Annotated in this window: 20 protein-coding genes; 8 read left to right on the top strand and 12 right to left on the bottom strand. The window is 69.1% G+C overall.

Annotated features, from left to right (window positions below):
- Positions 1-148: 148 nt before the first annotated feature.
- From RFN52_RS23235 to RFN52_RS23220, 4 genes are read right to left on the bottom strand one after another with little or no spacing between them, the layout of a single operon-like run.
- The gene (locus RFN52_RS23235) at positions 149-1,015 is read right to left on the bottom strand and encodes an ABC transporter permease (protein WP_184848700.1); all 867 of its coding nucleotides are present in this window, start codon (positions 1,013-1,015) and stop codon (positions 149-151) included.
- Positions 1,012-1,893 (bottom strand): ABC transporter permease, encoded by an 882-nt coding sequence (locus tag RFN52_RS23230; RefSeq protein ID WP_184848698.1) that lies wholly within the window; start codon positions 1,891-1,893, stop codon positions 1,012-1,014. Before RFN52_RS23230 ends, RFN52_RS23235 begins: the two co-directional genes overlap by 4 nt.
- Positions 1,894-1,896: 3 nt before the next feature.
- Positions 1,897-3,033, bottom strand: a complete 1,137-nt coding sequence (locus RFN52_RS23225) for an ABC transporter ATP-binding protein (protein ID WP_184848696.1) — start codon at positions 3,031-3,033, stop codon at positions 1,897-1,899.
- Positions 3,026-4,129, bottom strand: coding sequence for an ABC transporter substrate-binding protein (locus RFN52_RS23220; RefSeq protein WP_184848694.1), 1,104 nt, complete (start codon positions 4,127-4,129; stop codon positions 3,026-3,028). Before RFN52_RS23220 ends, RFN52_RS23225 begins: the two co-directional genes overlap by 8 nt.
- Before the next feature lie 585 nt (positions 4,130-4,714).
- On the opposite strand from RFN52_RS23220, the gene RFN52_RS23215 reads away from it, so the two are divergent.
- Both RFN52_RS23215 and RFN52_RS23210 read left to right on the top strand, forming a co-directional pair.
- Positions 4,715-5,992, top strand: coding sequence for an NAD(P)/FAD-dependent oxidoreductase (locus RFN52_RS23215; RefSeq protein WP_184848692.1), 1,278 nt, complete (start codon positions 4,715-4,717; stop codon positions 5,990-5,992).
- Between the two features lie 304 nt (positions 5,993-6,296).
- Positions 6,297-6,956, top strand: coding sequence for a GntR family transcriptional regulator (locus RFN52_RS23210; protein WP_184848690.1), 660 nt, complete (start codon positions 6,297-6,299; stop codon positions 6,954-6,956).
- Between the two features lie 101 nt (positions 6,957-7,057).
- Here RFN52_RS23210 and RFN52_RS23205 read toward each other — a convergent pair whose 3' ends face one another.
- The 3 genes from RFN52_RS23205 to RFN52_RS23195 all read right to left on the bottom strand — a co-directional run bounded on the left by RFN52_RS23205 (position 7,058) and on the right by RFN52_RS23195 (position 9,498).
- Positions 7,058-7,792, bottom strand: a complete 735-nt coding sequence (locus tag RFN52_RS23205) for an SDR family NAD(P)-dependent oxidoreductase (RefSeq protein ID WP_184848688.1) — start codon at positions 7,790-7,792, stop codon at positions 7,058-7,060.
- Positions 7,793-7,863: 71 nt separating this feature from the next.
- Positions 7,864-8,970 carry an alanine racemase gene (locus RFN52_RS23200; protein WP_184848686.1) on the bottom strand — a complete coding sequence of 369 codons (1,107 nt, stop codon included), beginning with the start codon at positions 8,968-8,970 and terminating at the stop codon, positions 7,864-7,866.
- Between the two features lie 51 nt (positions 8,971-9,021).
- On the bottom strand, positions 9,022-9,498 hold the full coding sequence (locus tag RFN52_RS23195) for a RidA family protein (protein ID WP_184848684.1): 477 nt from the start codon (positions 9,496-9,498) through the stop codon (positions 9,022-9,024).
- A gap of 164 nt (positions 9,499-9,662) precedes the next feature.
- On the opposite strand from RFN52_RS23195, the gene RFN52_RS23190 reads away from it, so the two are divergent.
- Entirely contained in the window at positions 9,663-10,343 is a 681-nt protein-coding gene (locus tag RFN52_RS23190; RefSeq protein ID WP_184848682.1) for a haloacid dehalogenase type II, read from the top strand.
- 620 nt (positions 10,344-10,963) lie between these two features.
- Here RFN52_RS23190 and RFN52_RS23185 read toward each other — a convergent pair.
- Complete coding sequence (locus RFN52_RS23185; RefSeq protein ID WP_184848680.1) at positions 10,964-11,449, bottom strand: ArsI/CadI family heavy metal resistance metalloenzyme; 486 nt, start codon at positions 11,447-11,449, stop codon at positions 10,964-10,966.
- A gap of 26 nt (positions 11,450-11,475) precedes the next feature.
- Entirely contained in the window at positions 11,476-12,840 is a 1,365-nt protein-coding gene (locus RFN52_RS23180; RefSeq protein ID WP_184848678.1) for an NAD(P)-binding domain-containing protein, read from the bottom strand.
- 147 nt (positions 12,841-12,987) lie between these two features.
- On the opposite strand from RFN52_RS23180, the gene RFN52_RS23175 reads away from it, so the two are divergent.
- A complete protein-coding gene (locus RFN52_RS23175; RefSeq protein WP_184848659.1) occupies positions 12,988-13,365 on the top strand; it encodes an ArsR/SmtB family transcription factor in 378 nt (125 codons plus the stop codon).
- Between the two features lie 159 nt (positions 13,366-13,524).
- Here the strand turns inward: RFN52_RS23175 and arsB are convergent, their stop codons facing one another.
- Complete coding sequence (gene arsB, locus RFN52_RS23170; RefSeq protein ID WP_184848657.1) at positions 13,525-14,646, bottom strand: ACR3 family arsenite efflux transporter; 1,122 nt, start codon at positions 14,644-14,646, stop codon at positions 13,525-13,527.
- A complete protein-coding gene (locus tag RFN52_RS23165) occupies positions 14,643-14,951 on the bottom strand; it encodes an ArsR/SmtB family transcription factor (protein WP_184848655.1) in 309 nt (102 codons plus the stop codon). The genes arsB and RFN52_RS23165 overlap by 4 nt, the downstream gene beginning before the upstream one ends.
- Positions 14,952-15,047: 96 nt before the next feature.
- Between RFN52_RS23165 and RFN52_RS23160 the strand changes: the two genes are divergently transcribed.
- The gene (locus RFN52_RS23160; protein WP_184848653.1) at positions 15,048-15,467 is read left to right on the top strand and encodes an arsenate reductase ArsC; all 420 of its coding nucleotides are present in this window, start codon (positions 15,048-15,050) and stop codon (positions 15,465-15,467) included.
- Between the two features lie 51 nt (positions 15,468-15,518).
- Here the strand turns inward: RFN52_RS23160 and RFN52_RS23155 are convergent, their stop codons facing one another.
- Positions 15,519-16,196, bottom strand: coding sequence for a TetR/AcrR family transcriptional regulator (locus tag RFN52_RS23155; protein WP_184848651.1), 678 nt, complete (start codon positions 16,194-16,196; stop codon positions 15,519-15,521).
- 131 nt (positions 16,197-16,327) lie between these two features.
- Between RFN52_RS23155 and RFN52_RS23150 the strand changes: the two genes are divergently transcribed.
- The 3 genes from RFN52_RS23150 to RFN52_RS23140 all read left to right on the top strand — a co-directional run bounded on the left by RFN52_RS23150 (position 16,328) and on the right by RFN52_RS23140 (position 18,719).
- On the top strand, positions 16,328-16,717 hold the full coding sequence (locus tag RFN52_RS23150) for a VOC family protein (RefSeq protein ID WP_184848649.1): 390 nt from the start codon (positions 16,328-16,330) through the stop codon (positions 16,715-16,717).
- Positions 16,718-16,757: 40 nt separating this feature from the next.
- A complete protein-coding gene (locus tag RFN52_RS23145) occupies positions 16,758-17,357 on the top strand; it encodes a dihydrofolate reductase family protein (protein ID WP_184848647.1) in 600 nt (199 codons plus the stop codon).
- A gap of 303 nt (positions 17,358-17,660) precedes the next feature.
- A complete protein-coding gene (locus tag RFN52_RS23140; protein WP_184848645.1) occupies positions 17,661-18,719 on the top strand; it encodes a PucR family transcriptional regulator in 1,059 nt (352 codons plus the stop codon).
- Positions 18,720-18,726 lie beyond the last annotated feature (7 nt).

The following is an 18,726-nucleotide window of genomic DNA, read 5'->3' as shown; positions in this document are numbered from 1 at the left end:
GGCGGGGTGCCAGTCGTGGGCGAGGTAGCCGCTGGGGACGGATTGAAGGGCTGCCGACTCCCACGAGGGAGTGGTGAGCGTGTCGGTCATGCCGATGACTCTTTCGCCGGCCGCGGGAGGGTCAGAGGGGGGCAGGAGCGCTGGGTGGTCATACGGCATCGCCTCCGGGGGTGGCGACCCCTGTGGTGTTCTCGACCGACAGCAGGGAGTCCTGCCGTCCGGACCCGAGCCAGCGCACGAGGGCCACCAGGCCGAGGGCGAGGATCGCGAAGGCGGTCAGGAGCGCGCTGACCGCGGTCACGCTGGGGTCGATGTCGAAGGTCAGGGAGTTGTAGACCTGCACCGGCAGGGTGACGGTGTCGACCGAGGACAGGAACTGGGAGATGTAGAACTCGTCGAAGCTGGTGATGAAGGAGAAGATTGCCGCCGCGATCATGCCGGGGGCGGCGAGGGGGAAGGTGATCCGCCGGGCGATCGTCAGGCGTCCGGCGCCCATGCTGGCGGCGGCGTCCTCCAGCCGCTCGTCGATTCCGCGCAGGGTCGCGATGAGGATCAGCACCGCGATCGGCGAGGCCAGCACGGTGTGGCCGAGGGCGATGGCGATCGGGCTGCCCAGCATCGCGGCCGGCTCGAAGAGCAGGAAAAGCCCCAGCGCGGTGACGATCTGCGGGATGACCAGCGGTCCGAGGACCAGGGCGTAGACCGCGGAGCGCAGCGGCAGTTCGCTCCGGGTCAGCGCGGTCGCCGCAGTCACGCCGATGATCAGCGAGAAGAGGGTGCTCAAGCACGCGACGAACGCGCTGAGCGTCAGGGCGGCCGGCCACTTGCTGCCGTCGGCGAACAGCGCCTTGTACCAGTTCAGCGTCCATGCCTGTGGCGGGAACGCCGCAAAGGCATTGTTGCTGAAGGAGGTGACGAGGATGACGACGATCGGCAGGGCCAGGAACAGCAGGATCACGGTGGCGATGGCGGTCAGGGCGATCCGCCCGGCGATGGTCTTGCGCAGCTCCATCATGACGCGCTCCTCTTCTTACGGCTGGCGCCCAGGGAGCTGACGAGTCTGACGAGCAGCAGTCCTGCGAAGGTGAGCAGCAGCAGGATGACGCCCTGGGCGGCGGCTCCGTTCCACTGGTTCTCCTTCGTCACCTGCTGGTTGATGAGGGTGGCGATCATCGTCTGGTTGGGTCCGCCCATCAGGGCGGGGGTGATGTAGTAGCCCAGCGAGAGGATGAAGCTGAGCAGTCCGGCGCTGGCCAGGCCGGGGGCGACCAGGGGCAGGTAGACCCGGCGGAAGATGGTCACGCGCCCGGCGCCCATGCTGGCCGCCGCCGCCAGCAGGCGCCGGTCCACACCGCGCATCACCCCGTACAGCAGGAGCACGGTGTAGGGCAGCATCATGGAGGTGGTGCCGATGACCACGCCGAGTTCGTTGTAGAGCAGCTGGTACGGCCCGCCCGGTACCGACTCGTTCACCAGGCCCTTGTCGCCGAGCATGATGATCCAGCCGTAGGTGCGCACCAGGGCGCTGACGAAGTGCGGGACGACGACGACCAGCATCGCCAGGCCCGCCCACAACGGCTTCAGCCGCGAGATCGCGTTGGCCAGGATGAACCCGAAGACGAGACTGAACAGCGCCGTCTCGGCGGATATCCGCAGCGTGGTGAAGAGCACCGACAGGTTGACCCCGGTCAGCGCGTCGGCGTACCAGTGCAGGGTGAGTGATCCGTCGGCGTTCTTCAGGCTGAGGAACAGCGTGGTGAAGATCGGGTAGACGAACAGCACCAGCAGGTAGACGACGACCGGCAGTGCGTAGAGGATCCCGACCCGGGTGCGGCGGGAGGCCAGGAGCTTGCGCGGGCCGGCGGGAGTCCCCGCAGTGAGGGTGGCGGCCATGGCTCACCCGTCCTGTTCGTCGGCGAAGAGGTTGACGTCGTCGGGGGCGACGGTGATCCCGACCCGCTCGCCGGCGACGGGTCCCCGTCCGGCCGGTACTTCCAAGCGGAGCAGGGGTGCGTCACCACCATCGATCCGCACGCCCGCGCGCACCAGGGTGCCCACGTACGTGGCGGTCTCGACCGTGCCGGTACAGAAGCCGTCGTCGGCGGCGCAGGCCCGCAGCCGGCCCGGCTGGACGGCGACCTTGACCTGGGTTCCGGAGGCCAGGGCGTGGCGTCGCGCCTGCAGCAGGCCGCCGCACTGGTCGAGGCGGACCACGGTGTGCTCGTCCGTGCTCTGCACCACACGGCCGGGCAGGAAGTTGGCCGCGCCGAGGAAGTCCGCGACGAAGGGGGTCTTCGGCCGCTCGAAGAGTTCCCTCGGGGTGTCGAACTGCTCGATCAGGCCGTTGCGCATCACCGCGATGCGGTCCGACATGACCAGTGCCTCTTCCTGATCGTGCGTCACGTAGATGACGGTCAGGCCGAGTTCCTGCTGGATGGTCTTGATCTCGACCTGGAGCTGGTCACGCAGCTTCTTGTCCAGGGCGCCGAGCGGCTCATCCATGAGGATCACCGGCGGGCGGTAGACCAGTGCCCGGCACAGGGCGACCCGCTGCTGCTGACCGCCGGACAGCTCACGCGGTTTGCGGCCGCCGAAGCCGGACAGGCCGGCGATCTCCAGCGTCTCCCCGACGCGCCTGCGGATCTCGTCCTTCGGCACTCCGCGCAGCGTGAGCGGGAAGGCGACGTTCTCCCGCACGGTCATGTGCGGGAAGAGCAGGTACTGCTGGAAGACGAAGCCCAGCCCGCGCTTTTGCGGGGCGAGCCGCGTCACGTCGCGGTCCCCGACGGTGATGGTGCCGGAGTCGGGTTCGCAGAAACCGGCGATCATCATCAAGGTCGTGGTCTTGCCCGACCCGGAGGAGCCCAGGAAGGTGACGAACTCCCCGGCCGCGATCTCCATGGACGCCTCGTCGACGGCGACGACGTCCCCGTAGGTCTTGCGCAGAGCAACCACCGACAGCGATTTGCCGGTCGCGGTGGCGGACTTGCCGCCGACCCTGGCAGACGGGATGGCGATACCGAATTCAGCCACGAGCCCACTCCAACCAGCGCTTGGTGACGGCCGTCTCGTTCTTCAGCCACCAGTCGACGTCCGCGTCGAAACCCTTGTCGTAGTACTTCGGGGCACCCGCGAGTGCGTTGCGCTGGTCCTCGGTGAGCTTGGAGTAGGCCAGCGGGGAGGACGGGTTCGACGGGAACGCCTTGGCCAGGGCTGCCTGGCTCTCGGGGCGCAGGGCGAAGTCCATGAGCCGGTAGGCGCCGTCCGCGTTGGCCGCGTCCTTGGGGATGGCGTAGCCGGAGAACTGGCGGCGCATGCCGTTGAGCTGCCTTGCGACCGGGACGCCCTGCTTCTGCAGGTCGGCGAGCCGGCCGTCCCAGACGGTGGACATCGTCACCTCCTGGCGGCTCAGCAGCACACCCGGGAGCGGGCCGCTGTCCCAGAACTTCTTGATGTCGGAACGCAGCCGGGTCAGCACCTTGAAGGCACGGTCCACGTCGAGCGGGTACAGCTTGTCCATCGGGACGCCGTCGGCCAGCAGCGCGAACTCCAGCTCGGGCAGGTCGCCGTCCGGGCTGACCATCGAACGGCCGCCCTCGAACGCCCTGGTGTCCCAGAAATCCGCCCACGATTCGGGCTTGCGGCCGCCAAAGGCATCGGTGCGGTACCCGATGCACTGGCCGTAGAAACTGTGGCCGATGGCATGGCCGGTGATCTGCTTGTCGGGGATCTTCGCGCTCTTCAGGCTCTTGAGCCGGTCCTTGTCCAGCGCCTCCAGGGCGTCCTGCTGCACGTACTTGAGGTGAGACATCATCGAGTTGTTGATGAGGTCGCACTGCGGGCGGCCCTGCTTGATCTGCGCCAGCAGCGGGGCGTCGTCCAGGTTGAGCACCTTGACGCCGATGCCGGTCTCCTGGGTGAACGGCGTGTAGACCGCCTTCTGCAGGGCCGCACCGTAGGAACCGCCGCTGTCGCGGACGACCACCGTCTTGCCGCCGCCCTTGCCACCGCCGGCCGAGGCGCGGCTGGTTCCGGTGCCGCAGGCCGCGAGGGAGGGCAAGGCCGCGAGGGCGGCCAGGCCGCCTGCTCCGCGCAGCAGCGCTCTCCTGCCGATCTGGGGATCAGTCATGGCATTACTCCTCATCTAGGGACGCATAGGACCAGCTGTGCGGGGCCACGGGGGTTTCCGGCGGTCAGGGGTCTCGGCCGGGATGCGCAGGAGGGCTGCACACCGAGGGTGACGGTGAGCCCGTGCACGTTGGGAGATGCGTCCGGCGGCGTCGGCGTGACCCCGAACCCGAAGAACGGAGATCGCCGCACAAAAGGGGGCTCAGACCACATCCAGCGAAATTTCAGAGAACTTCGCGTAAAAGTGGCAAGAGAATGACACCAGGCTCTGAGGGAGTCAAGGGGCGGATTCCGTGGAGCCTTCAAGGGCCAGACACATGAAGGAAGGGCACCCTTACCCTCCTTCTGCTAACTGTTGACAGCCGACAGAGTGCCATCTACGGTCGAGCCGAACAACCCCCGAGAAGGGTTCTTCGATGAGCGACTTGAGATTCAGGCCGACCTACGTGTCCTTCGAGGGCCGCATGCGGACGTGCCGGAGCCGCTGAAGGCGATGTTCGCGCGCCGAGTACACCGCCAAGCAGTCCGGCGTCAGATTCCGGCAACGGGCAGCAGCCACCCCGACCGTCCCACAGGAGAAACCCCGATGAAGTTCACCCCCTACTGGCTGGATACCGCCCCGCAAGGCCCTGACCGTTCCCGGACCGAGGTGAGCGGCGATGTGGACGTGGCGGTGGTCGGGGCCGGTCTGACCGGCCTGACCGCGGCCCTGCACCTCGCCCGCAAGGGAGCGAAGGTCGCGGTCCTGGAGAAGGACACCGTGGCTTTCGGTGCGTCGGGCCGCAACGGCGGCATGGCCACCACGGGACTGTCGATCGGCATCCGCGACGCGGTCGCCCGGTACGGCTTCGCGACCGCGAGACGGTACCTGGAGACCTACCACGACGCGGTCGACACCATCGAGAAGCTGATCACCGAAGAAGGAATCGACTGCGACTTCTCCCGTCCGGGCAAGCTGGTCCTGGCCTCCAAGCCGGCTCACTTCGACGGCCTGCGCAAGACCCACGAGGTCTACGACCGGATGGGGCTCGACGAGACACGTCTGGTGTCCAGGAGCGACCTCCACGCGGAGATCGGCTCCGACCTCTTCCACGGCGCGATGGTCGACACCAAGAGCGCCGGACTGCACGTCGGCAAGTACACCCGCGGTCTGGGCGAGGCCGCGGCGCGGGCCGGCGCACAGATCCACGAGAGGGCACCGGTCGAGCAGGTCCGGCGGCTGGGCGGCACCAAGCACGAGGTGGTCACCGCGCGCGGGACCGTCCGGGCCGACCAGGTGCTCGTCGCCACCAGCGGCTACACCGGCCGGCCGTTCCGCTGGCTCCAGGTCAGGATCGCGCCCGTCGGCAGTTTCATCATCGTGACCGAACCCCTGGGCAAGGACCTCTGCGACCAGATCCTGCCGACCCGGCGGATGGCGTCGACGTCCATGAACCTCCTGAACTACTTCCGGATCACCCCCGACCACCGGTTGCTCTTCGGTGGCCGCGCCCGGTTCGCCATGGCCGGCCCGCAGTCGGACGCGAAGAGTGGCCGTATCCTTCACAAGGCGATGACCGAGGTCTTCCCGCAGCTCACGAACGCGCGCGTCGACTACTGCTGGGGCGGCCTGGTCGACATGAGCATGGACCGGATGGTGCACGCCGGCGAGCAGGACGGGCTGTTCTACTCGGTCGGCTACTCCGGACACGGCGTCCAGATGGCCACCTACATGGGCAAGCAGATGGCGGAGTACATGAACGGGGCGGCGGCCGCCAACCCCTGGCGCGACCTGTCCTTCCCTCGGATCCCCGGCCACTTCGGCCCGCCGTGGTTCCTGCCCTTCGCAGGTGCCTACTACAAGTTCAAGGACCTTGTGAAGTAAGCGAGGAATGGCGAGGATCCTGGAGGCCCAGTCCCGCAAGCAGCGGAGAACCCGGGTCGGCATCCACCGCCCCGGAGTGCCTCATCCTCCTCGCCCTTACCATGATCGGACCGGGCCTGGATGTGAAGAAGAGCCGACGCAAGCACGCAGACACCGTCCACCCCCTGGCCTCCCGCACGGAGGCCGAGGGGACAGCTGCGAGCGTTCAGGGCGCTGCGCCACGGACCGTGATCGACGAGAGGGAAGCCCTGTGAGTCCAGAGTCTGCAAGGCCCGTCCGCCTGCCTCGCGAGACGTTCGCCTCGATGGTGCTCGACCGCCTGCGGGAGGACATCATCAACGGGACCCTCGCCGCCGGCACACAGCTCAGCGAGGTGGAACTGGCCACGAGCTTCGGGGTGAGCCGTGGGCCGATCCGTGAGGCGATCCAGCGGCTGATCCAGGAGGGGCTGCTGCGCGGCGAGCCTCACCGGAGGGTCTCCGTCCCGTTGCTCACCAAGGAAGACATCGCCGACATCTACCTGGCGCGTACGGCGCTGGAGTCCGCGGCGGTCCAGTCCATCATCGCCTCCGGCAAGTCGGAGGAGACCTTCAAGGAGCTGGACAGGAACGTCAGGGCCGAGGCCGCCGCCGAAGCGGCCGGCGACTGGCAAACCGCCCGGGAGTACGACTTGGAGTTCCACACCATCCTGGTCGCGGCCTCCGGCAGCCAGCGGCTCCAGCGCATGTTCAGCACGGTGATCTCCGAGACCCGCCTGTGCATGGGCGCCCTCACCACTGAGGAGGCCCGGCACCATCACAAGGTCCAGAGCCCGGACGAAGTCAATCACCGCAAGATCAGCGAGCTGATCCGGGACGGCGACACCGCGGGCGCCCTCGCAGCCCTGAGGAAGCACTTCGACGACGCGGTGGCGACCTTGACCAGCCGGGACAGCGAGGAGAAGCCGGCGCCGCCTGCGGGCTGACGTACTCGCCGACTGCCAGGAGCCTGAGGCATGCCACAGGCCCCACACGTCCGCTCCCGGATCCTGGTGCGCCTTTCCTTCAGTCGTACACGTGAGGTGAGTCAGAAGGCGGTGTAGCCGCCGTCCACCGGAAGAACCGCTCCGGTGATGTAGGACGACTCCGGCGAGGCGAGGAACAGGACCGCGTCCGCTATCTCCTGGGGTGTCGCGAGGCGCTGGAGCGGTATCTGGGCCTCGCGCTCGCGGCGGTACGCGTCGGGGTCGGGCCGGCGCTGGAACGACGCCTCGATGACGGGCGTGACGGTCAGGCCCGGCGCGACGACGTTCACGCGGATGTTGCGCCGAGCCCACTCGACGGCCGCGCCCTTGGCCAGCATGATCAGCCCGCCCTTGGCAGCCGAGTACAGCACTTCGTCGGCCTTGCCCACCATGCCCAGCCGTGAGCCGACGCAGACGAACGACCCGCCCGCCTCGGGCATGAGCGGCGCGAAGTGCTTCATCACCAGGAACGCGCTGAGCAGGTTGCTGTGCAGCACGTTCTTCGCGTCCTCGTACGCCATATCGGTGAGCGGGCCGCTGACCTGGAGACCGTGGTTGAGGACGACGACGTCGACGCTCCCCACCGACTCGGCGGCTCGCTCAGCCAGGCTCGCCACGAACGACTCGTCGTTGAGGTCACCGGGGACGTACACGTCGTCGGGCCCGGCGGTGTCCAGCTCCTGCCTGCGGCCGGTGAGGAGCAGCCGTGCGCCCTCGCGACGGAAGTGGGAACTCACCGCCTCCCCGATGCCGCTACTGGCTCCGGTCACCAGCGCCGTGAGCTTGTCGAGTCTCATGTTCAGTCACTCTTTCCTGGGTCGGGCAAGGGGGTGGAGGCAGTGGTGGGAGAGCAGTGGTTCGAGGCCGCTCAGCTGAGGCGTCCCCGGGCCGCGACCGGCCACCATCGCAGCGTCGTGCCCTGCGAGTCGGTCACGATCAGTTCCTCGAAGTTGTTCACGATCGGGCACACGTGGTTGGGCACCATCGGGAGGACGGTTCCGACGCCGGGCCGCGGCTCCTCGGGGGGCACGGCGAGAAAGCCGTGGTACTCGTTGAGCTTGGACAGCACGGCCTTCATGCCGCCGATCTGGCCGTACCCCTTCTGCGGGTTCCCGTCCCGGCCAAGGGCCTTGGTGCCGACGTCGAGGATGACCTGGCCCGGAACCCGGTCGCTGACCACCGTGGCCGCGACGAACAGCGCGATCTGGTCCTCGTCACAGGCGCCGAGCCGGGTGTTGTCCATGTCGCAGAAGACGTACTCGCCCGGACGGACCTCAGTGATCAGACCGCTGGTGGAGAACGCGACCGTGGGCGTGGAGCCCGCGCTGACCACCTCGGCGCTCACCCCGACGCCGGCGAAGCTTCGCACCGCTGCGGCGAGCGCGACCTCCTGGTCCCGCGCGGCGAGCTCGCGAATGTCCGGGCCGGAGCTGCCGTGCCCGGGGTAGGTGTAGACGCCCACGGGCACCAGCCCGCGTTTCCGGGCGGCGAGGGCGAGATCACCCGCGGCCTCGGGCGGCGCACCCGAACGGCCGGCTCCACAGTCGACCTCCACCACGATCTCCAGCCGTTCCGGCTCGCCCCCCATGGCGTCGGCCAGGGCATCGATGGCGGCGACGTTGTCGGCGCCCACCCGCAGCCGGGTGGTGGTGGCGAGCTCACGGATCCGCTCGCCCTTGGTTCCGGCGGCCCAGACGGGATAGGCGAGGAAGATGTCGTCGAAGCCGGCCTCGGCGAAGACCTCCGCCTCACCGACGTTGCCCGCGGTGATCCCGACGGCCCCCGCCTCGATCTGGAGCCTGCCGATCTCCACGCACTTGTGCGTCTTGACGTGAGGCCTGACCTGAAGGCCGTGCTGGACGGCGAAGTCCTGCATCCGGTCGATGTTCCGCTGCATGACGTCGATCAACACGATGGGCGCGGGGGTGTCCACCCGCTCGACCAGCGCGTCGAGTGCTCGTTGAAGCCGGTGCACGCTGCACTCACTCCTTGGACTGACGGTCGGAAAATGGAGGGATGGCGCGCGTCACGACACCGTCGTGCAGACCATCTGGATCTCGACAGGGCTGTTGCGCGGAAGTCCGGCGACACCGATCGCGGTACGGGCATGCCGCCCGTTCTCGCCGAGCACCTCGAAGAGCAGGTCACTCGCCGCATTGGCGACACGTGACTGCTCTCCGAACTCCGGTGTGCTCGCGACGAAAACCAGCATCTGCACGATCCGGACCCGGTCCAGGCCGCCCACCGCCTCCGCGGCGACGGCCAGGCAGTTCAACACCGCATGGCGCGCCAGATCCCGCGCCGCCTCCACCTCGACGTCCCGGCCGACGATGCCCTGCCCCAGCAGCGCACCGTCCTTGTACGGCAGTTGCCCGGACACGTAGACGCTGGAACCGACCTGCCGGTGGTTCACGTAGGCCGCGTCGACGCCGACGCCGGGAAGCGCGTAGCCGAGGGCATCGAGGCGCTCCCTGGCCGTACCGGATGGCGTGCTGGTTTCCACTGGTCCTCCTGTGCGTCCGGGGCGCCTGTGTGAGGCGGTTCGATGACGTGACGGTAGGAGGCCGCCTGAAAACTGTCAACAGTTGTCAGTTCACAGATACGGGGGTATGGTCCTCGGCAATCACCAACCGGGCGGCTGCCCACTGATCGGCAACTGGAGGAATTGTGAGATTCGAAAACAAGCCGAAGTTCGTGACGTTCGACATGAACGGGACGCTGATCAAGTTCAGCATCAACGACACGATGCGTGAGGTCCTGGGCGACCGGCTGCCGGCCGAGGTCGCCGATGAGTACCTGCGGATCTGCAAGGCGTACCGGATCGACGAGTGCACCGGCGCGTACCAGCCGTTCCACCGGGTCGTCGCGCGTTCCATGGAGCGCGCCTCGCTCAGCGTCGGCCTCGAGTACCGCGAGGACGAGGCGCGGGCGGTGTACGACCGCATCCCCACCTGGGGCCCGTACCCCGGCGTCACCGAGGCGCTGAACCGCCTGGCCGAGGAGGTCCCGCTGGTCATCATCACGAACAGCGACACCGCTCACGCCGTGCGCCTCGCGGAGAACCTCAAGGCCCCGTTCGAGGTCGTCATCAGCGCCGAGGAGATGGGCGTCTACAAGCCACGGCTCCAGGCCTTCGAGTACCTGTTCGACAAGCTCGGTGTCACGCCCGACGAGCTCGTGCACGTCTCCGCGAGCCCGATGTACGACCACCGCTCCGCGGCCGTCATGGGCATCAAGAACAAGGTGTACGTCGACCGCGGCTTCGAGCACGACGAGCACTGGCTCGGCTACGAGCGGATCACCGACATCGCCGACCTCCCCGTCCTCTTCGGCCTGCCCCGCCCGTGACGGGAGAGGCCACCACACCATCACCGACCAACCGCGAGGCGGCCTCACGCCCTCCAGGCTCAGAGATCACTGGCATGCGGTGGCCCGCACCCGACCAGCCTCCGTCCGGGTGCGGGCCACTGCAGGCACTCTCCGGCTCACTGAGCCCCGGCCAAGGAAGCCATTTCGCGACCCACTGAGCCATGGCCCACGACGCCGGCTACGGCTCATCGAGACCCCGCCAAGATCGGAAACATCCCCGATCTGTCGGAGGCGCAGCGGTTCCCGCAAGACCTGGCACAGCTGGATGAACACGGCCGGACAGCTGACATCCAATGGCGCGAAGACGTCACGTCGGCAAGGCGTTGGCAAGGCACCGCCGAGCCACGGATCACCGCGATCGAGGTGCGAACCTCATCACGCACTGGGTCCATCCCTGCATCGTGACCTCGTTGAGCTGGACGTCCATCCCGCCGCTACGACGGACCATCGATCCCAACACCACCTTCCTGGTCAAGCCGCCTCGGTGACCGGGGTTTCGTGATGCTCGGGCGAGGTCTTCGGACCTCGCCCTCTTTCGTGCCCGGCAAGGGGCCGTCGGGCGGCCGGGGCCCGCTTCCGGAGCGCTACGCGTCGCGGTGCTACGCCGAAGTCGGCGAGCAGCAGCCGCCCGCGACGGCCGGCTCCCCGGCATCGCCGTCGGCGGAGCCGTCGGCAGAGTCGTCGCAACACGTACTGCCCCGCTGCTTGGCCAGGGAGTCCGCGTCCGCCTTGACCACGTACACCTCCCAGGGTTCCCGACCCGGGCCGCGGACCCAGACCTTGTCCTGGAGGGCGTAACAACAGGTGGTGTCGCTTTCCACGTCGGTGGTCAGACCGGCGTCGCTCAGGCGGGTCGTCGCGGCCCGGACGGCTTCGGTGTTCTCCACCTCAACGCCGAGATGGTCCATGCGGGTTGCTTCCCCCGCCGCGCCTTCGATGAGGACGAGCTTCAACGGCGGCTCAGCGATGGCGAAGTTGGCGTAGCCGTCGCGGAGCTTTGCGGGCCCGGTGCCGAACAGCTTGCTGTAGAAGGCCACGGACGCGTCGAGATCCGGGACACGGAGGGCGAGTTGCACACGGGACATGACGGTTCTCCTCTTGGGGTGTGGCGTCAGCAGCCGCCGGACGGGGCCGGGGCGCCGATGCCGGTCTGCAGGACGGCCGGGGCGGCGCAGCATCCACCGCCCTCGCCGTTCTGGGCGGCGTCGGGTTCGTCGAACAGGCCGGCGCCACCGCACACGCCGGTCTCCGGGAGGGTCAGCTCGACGCGCTCGGCGGCCTCACGGTCTCCGGCGATGGCGGCAGTGATGGAGCGGACCTGCTCGTAGCCGGTCAGGGCGAGGAACGTCGGCGCGCGGCCGTAGGACTTCATTCCCGCGAGGTAGATGCCGTGCTCCGGGTGGGAGAGCTCATGGACGCCGTGCGGGTAGACCGTGCCGCAGGAGTGGACGTTGGGGTCGATGAGCGGGGCGAGCGCGGTCGGGGCCTGGAGGCGTTCGTCGAGGCCGAGGCGGATCTCGGAGAGGAAGGTGAGGTCAGGGCGGAGGCCGGTCAGGACGATGACCTCGTCGACCGGGTCCAGGCGGCGGCCGTCCTCGTCCACGAGGACGAGCCGATCGCCGTCGCGCTCCACAGCCTGTGTACGGAATCCGGTCACCGTGCCGGCGTGGCCGGCCTCTACGGCGGCCTTGGCGCGCAGGCCCAGGGCACCGCGGGCAGGCAGCTGGTCGGCCTCGCCGCCGCCGAAGGTGGAGCCGGTGATACCGCGGCGCAGGATCCACACCGCGTGCGTGCCCGGCTCGTCCGCGGCCAGGTCCGCGAGGAGGGCGAGGGCGGTGAAGGCGGAGGCGCCGGAGCCGACCACGGCGGTGCGCTTGCCCGCGTACCGGGCACGTACGGCCGGGTCGCCCAGGTCGGGGACCCGGTAGGAGATGCGGCCGGCGGCGGACCTCTCGCCGAGCGCGGGCAGGCCGTCGGCGCCCATCGGGCCGGGGGTGGACCACGTTCCGGAGGCGTCGATGACCGCGCGTGCGCTGATCCGTTCCTCGCGGCCGCCGGCCGACGCGACGTGCACGGTGAAGGGCTGCTCGTCGCGTCCCGAGTCGACGATGCGGTCACGTCCGGCGCGGGCGACGCCGACGACGGTCGCCCCGTAGCGGACCTTGTCGTCGAGGATGTCGGCCAGGGGCTGCAGGTACCGCTCGGCCCAGTCACCTCCGGTCGGGTAGGCGGAGCCGTCGGGACGGGTCCAGCCGCTCGGGGCGAGCAGCTTCTCGGCGGCCGGGTCGGTGATCTCCGACCAGGGCGAGAACAGCCGCACGTGCGCCCAGTCGCGTACGGCGGTGCCGGCCGACGGTCCGGCTTCCAGGACCAGCGGTTCGATGCCGCGCTCGACGAGGCGGGACGCGGCAGCGAGACCTACCGGACCTGCTCCGATGACCACGACAGGCAGCTGATCAGTGGCGAGCGCGTTCACGAGACTTCCCCTTTGCTTCGACATTCGTCGATGGCTTGCGCTGCCAGCATGGCACTTGCTTCGATGGGCGTCAACATAGACATTCATCGAATTGACGGCCTCCGGCGGCCCTGGCCCGGTTGGTTCGACGTGTGTCAACATAGATGCATGTCGAATACGAAGGTGTTGCCGCTGCTGGAACCCGAGGTTCCCGAGGCCGTGGCGCCGTGCTGCCCCCCTCTCACCGAGCGCCCGTTCACCGCCGAGGAGGCCGAGACGGCAGCGCGGATGTTCAAGGCCCTGGGCGATCCGGTGCGGCTGCGGCTGTTCTCCGCGGTGGCCTCGCACGAGGGCGGCGAGGCGTGCGTGTGCGACATCTCCGATGTCGGCGTTTCCCAGCCGACGGTGAGCCACCACCTGAAGAAGCTGAAGGAGGCCGGGCTGCTGACCTCCGAGCGGCGCGGCACCTGGGTCTACTACCGCGTCGAGCCGTCCGTGCTGGCCGCGATGAGCAAGCTGCTGACCGTCGCGCCGGCCGCGGTCTGACACGGAGGCGGGCGTCCTGCACGGAGGACGAGCGTCACCGCCGGGCACGGGACGGATCCGCACTGAGCGCGGACGCCGGCCGCGGCGGCATGCGCTCCCGTGCCCGTGCCCGTGCCGGTGCAGCCCGGGCAGTGCCTCAGCTCTCCCGCGGCGCCGCCGTCAGTTGCCGGTCTCCCGCGGTGCCGCCGCCGGCTGCCGGCCGGTGCCGAACTTCCGCCGCCAGGCCAGGGACACGTGCACGAGCGCGACCAGGACCGGCACCTCGATGAGGGGGCCGACCACGCCGGAGAGGGCCTGACCCGAGGTGACGCCGAAGGTGGCGATGGCGACCGCGATGGCCAGCTCGAAGTTGTTGCCCGCCGCGGTGAAGGCGAGCGTCGCGGTCCGGTCGTAGGCGAGACCGATGAGCCTGCCGAGGGCGAACGTGCCGAACCACATCACAGCGAAGTACACCAGCAGCGGCAGCGCGATGCGGGCCACGTCCAGGGGCTGTGAGGTGATGGTCTTGCCCTGGAGGGCGAAGAGGATGACGATCGTGAAGAGCAGGCCGTACAAAGCCCATGGGCCGATCTTCGGCAGGAAGTTGGTCTCGTACTTCTCGCGGCCCAGCTTCTGCTCACCGATGCGGCGGGTGAGGAAACCGGCCAGCAGCGGGACGCCGAGGAAGATGACCACGTTCAGCGCGATTTTCCACATGGAGATGGCCAGGTGCTCGCCGTTGCCCAGGTTCAGCCAGCCGGGCAGGAGGTCGAGGTAGAACCAGCCGAGCAGGCCGAAGGCCAGGACCTGGAAGACCGAGTTCAGTGCCACGAGTACGGCGGCGGCTTCGCGGTCGCCGCAGGCGAGGTCGTTCCAGATGATGACCATGGCGATGCAGCGTGCGAGGCCGACGATGATCAGGCCGGTGCGGTACTCGGGCAGGTCCGGCAGGAAGATCCAGGCCAGCGCGAACATGACCGCCGGGCCGATGATCCAGTTGATAACCAGCGACGACGCCATGAGCTTCTTGTCGCCGGTGACGGCGTCGAGTTTGTCGTATCGGACCTTGGCCAGGACCGGGTACATCATGATCAGCAGGCCGACGGCGATCGGCAGGGAGATGCCGCCGATCTCCACCTTGGCCAGGGCGTCATTGAGGCCGGGGATGGCGCGGCCCAGACCGAGGCCGAGGGCCATGGCGAGCAGGATCCATACGGCGAGGAAACGGTCGAGCGTCGAGAGCTTCGCGACGACCGAGGAATCCTCGGTGGGGGACGTCGCGGATGCTTCGGTGCGGGTCACGGGCACGCCCTCTTGTTGTCGGCGGCAGTGCGGGCGGATTCGGCCAGGTCGGCGAACTGACTCGCGAGCGAGGCGATGACGTCGGGCTTGAGCCGGTAGTAGGTGAACCGGCCGCACGGCTCCGTATCCACGACCCCGGCCTCGCGCAGCACCTTCAGGTGGTTGGAGAGGTTGGTCTGCCGGGCGCCGGTCTCCTCCACCAGGTGAGTGGTGCACAGCGTCTCTTCGGCCAGCAAGGTCACGATGCGCAGCCTGAGCGGGTCGGCCAGAACCCGGATCAGATCAGTGTCGACTGACGTCAGCATGGGCTGATACTGTCACATCACTCCGAGCTGATACCAGCCGGGGCTGATGCCTGCGGCTCGCACCACCCGCAAGAGCCGCTGACGAAGGAAGAACCGATGTCCTCCAGCCCGCTCGCCTCCGTGCTGTTCGTCTGCGTCCACAACGCCGGGCGCTCGCAGATGGCTGCCGGATTCCTCTCCCACCTCGCGGGCGACCGGATCGAGGTCCGCTCCGCCGGTTCCGCCCCGGGCGATCAGGTCAACCCCTCGGCCGTCGAGGCCATGAGGGAGGTCGGCGTCGACATCGCCGCCGCCGAGCCGAAGATCCTGACCACCGAGGCCGTCCAGGCGTCGGACTACGTCATCACCATGGGCTGCGGCGACGCCTGCCCGGTCTTCCCGGGCAAGAAGTACCTCGACTGGGCCCTGGAGGACCCGGCCGGCAAGGGCGTCGACGCCGTCCGCCCGATCCGCGACGAGATCAGGACCCGCATCGAGGCCCTGATCGCCGAGATCGACGCCGGACAGGAGGCGTGACGTCGGCGATCGGCACTGCGTCCTGATCCGCCGGCACCGCGGAAGGACCCCTCAGGCGATCGCATAGTCGCCGACGGCCGGTTCGAGGAGGCCGAAGGCGCGTGCCGCCTCGTTCGCCATCGTCCGGGCGATCTCGTCGTTGGTGTGCCCGGCCAGGGTCAGGTCCTGGATGCGCTGGAACAGGACGCGGTGCACGGCACCGAGCAGCCCGGCGACCGTGCGGACGGTGATGTCATCCGGCCGTGCCCCGACGGCCTCGGCGAGGGCCCCGGCCAGCGCCTGCTCGCGCTGGTCGTGCAGGTTGCGCAGACACGCCGACAAGGTGGGGCTGTCGGTGATCATGCGGGAGAAGTCCGGGCCGGAGAATCCGGCGACCGGGTCCTGCGCCGCGACGGCGGCCTCGAAAGCACGGCGAAGCGCCGCGAGGGCGGACTCCCCGGGACGGCGTGACGTCACGACGCGCGCCAGCGTGGCCCTGAACTCGTCCTGGTGGTCGAGAGCCAAGTCCTCTTTGCGGGCGAAGTAGTTGGTCACCGTCTTCTTCGCGACGCGGGAGGCCGCCGCGATCTCGGCGATGGTGGTGTTCTCGAAGCCCTGCTCGATGAAGAGCCGTGTCGCATGATCGGAGATCAGCTGTCGCGTCTCCTGCTTCTTCGCTTCCCGCAGGCCCGGCGGGGCGGTGACGCCGGCCGGGGCGGCACTCGCTGCGGCGCTCGTCCAAGTCTCCATGAGGAGAATCTTACCCCCGTAGCAAAAATACGTTTACGGCATTGGGGGCATGGAAGTAATATTACTACCGACGTAAGATCAGCGCCGGCGAGGCATCGCCCCGAACCCGCAGCCCGGAAGAGGAACCCCCCTTGAGGATCACCGCCTCCACCGTCTCCCTCACCGTCGAAGACATCGAAGCCTCCCGCGACTTCTTCACCGAGCACTTCGGCTACCGGGAGCAGGCCGCGGCCGAAGGATTCGCCTCTCTCACCCGTGACGACGCCGCCGTCGACATCGTCCTGCTCCGGCGGGGCACCGACGTCCTGCCGCCCGACCAGCGCGACAAGCACGCCGGCGGACTGATCCTGGCCTTCACCGTCACCGGCCTCGAAGCCGAGGAGAAGCGGCTGCGTTCCGAGGGTGTCGACATCACGATGCCCCTGCGCGAAGAGCCCTGGGGAGAGCGCCTGTTCCAAGTCACCGACCCCAACGGGGTCGTCGTCCAACTCGTCGAGTGGATCACACCGGACCACGCGTGATCCCCCGGCCCACACGCAGAGACGGAAGAGAGAGCACCGCATGCGAAAGCTCGTGTACTACATCGCCACCACGCTGGACGGTTTCATCGCGGGCCCGGACGGCGCCGACCCGACGGGCCCGGACGGCTTCTGGCCGATCCCCGAGGACTACCTCCGGCACCTGGTGACGGAGTACCCGGAGACCCTGCCCGTCCAGGCCCGGGCGGCTCTGTCCGTCACCGCGCAGGGCACGCACTTCGACACCGTCCTGGAAGGACGGCGCAGCTACGAGATCGGCCTCAAGGCCGGCATCACCGACGCCTACCCCCACCTGCGTCACCTGGTCTTCTCCCGGACCCTCACCGAGTGCCCGGACCCTGCCGTCGAACTGGTCGCCGACAACGCGGTGGAGAGGGTCCGGCAGTTGAAGGAGGAGGACGGCAAGGACATCTGGCTGCTGGGCGGCGGGGAACTGGCCGGTGCCCTGTACGGCGAGATCGACCAGCTCATCCTCAAGACGGCACCGTTGACCATCGGCGCCGGGATCCCGCTCTTCTCCCACCAGGCCGCCTTCGATCCGCGCGGCTGGGAGCTCACCGGCCACACCGTGCTCGACAGCGGCGCGGTTGTCGGTACCTATGCGCGCGCCACCGGAGGCTGAGGTCGTCCGCGACGACACGGCCGACTCGACCGGGTCGGCGGGGCCGACCGCGCCGACCGGGCCGCACCAGCCCTCGTGCCCGGTGTGCCCCTGACGGCGCTGCCGAACGCAGCACGGTTCCGGTACCGGGCGCCTTCCGGGCCCCGGCACCGGAACCGTCCGTAGTGCTCCCCACGCCATGATGCAGGGGCCGGACCCGGGCCGGCATTGCCGGTTCCCGGCAGAGTTGCCTAGGGTCTGCCTGCCGGTGACCGTCAGGAAGCCGTCAACGGCATACGGAGCGTGCAGGGGGCAGGGGGCAGGGTGAGCGAGCCGGACACGGCAGCGCGGTATCTGGACCGGTACGCGGAGATCCTGGCCGAGGTCTCCGCGACCGGCCGTCGTCTGACGCGGGACGAGCTCGACGCCCGGCGCGCCCTGGGCGAGCAGGCCGCGGAGCGCGGACACAGCCTGCGCAGCCTCGTACGGGAGCACCTCGCCGCCACCCGCGCCGCCTGGCCCGGCAGCCGGGGCTCCGCCGACCACGTCCTGGCCGCGGTGGAACAGGCGGTCGACGCCTTCGCCGAGGGGTACGAGCGGGCGCAGCGTCAGGCCGTGCGCGAAGAGGAGGCCGCGCGCCGGGAGTTCATCGACGATCTGCTCCACGGCCGCAGCGACCTGGGCCGCCTCGCCGAACGGGCCGAACGCTTCGGGCTCGTGCTGTCCAGCTCACATGCCGTCGCGGTCGCCGAAGGACCCGAGGCGTACGACGACGTCGCACCGGTCACCCAGCGCATAGAAGCGGCGCTGATCGCGCGGTTCGGCAACCGGCGCATCCTGCTCGCCACGAAGAACGAACGGCTGGTCTGCATCGCTTCCGGCGACCAGGACGACGTGCTCGCCTACTTCGCCGGGCAGGCGCACGCCGCCACGGACGACGGCCGCGTGGCCATCGGCCGCCCCCGGCCCGGTGCCGGTGGCGTGGTGCACTCCTACGAGGAGGCGCTCAGCACCCTCGAACTCGCCGGCCGGCTGGGCCTGGACGATCCCGTCGTGCGCGCCGCCGACCTGCTGGTCTACCCGGTTCTCGCCCGCGACCGGCAGGCCATGGCCGACCTCGTGCTCAGCGCGCTCGGGCCGCTGAAGCGCGCTCGCGGCGGTGCCGAGCCGCTCCTCGAAACGCTGCGGGTGTACTTCGATTCCGGCTGCACGGCGGCCGAGGCGGCCCGCCGGCTGGCGCTGAGCGTGCGCGCCCTGACGTACCGACTGGAGCGCATCCACCAGCTGACCGGTGCCGACCCGGCCGATCCCGTGCACCGCTACACCTTGCAGACCGCCGTCATCGGGGCGCGGTTGCTGGACTGGCCCGCCCAGGAGATCTGACCGGGGA

This window comes from Streptomyces collinus (genome assembly GCF_031348265.1).
In the GTDB taxonomy this organism is placed as follows: Bacteria; Actinomycetota; Actinomycetes; order Streptomycetales; family Streptomycetaceae; genus Streptomyces; species Streptomyces collinus.
The sequence above is the reverse complement of the archived record's forward strand: the minus strand, read 5'-3'. Positions and strand labels throughout refer to the sequence as shown.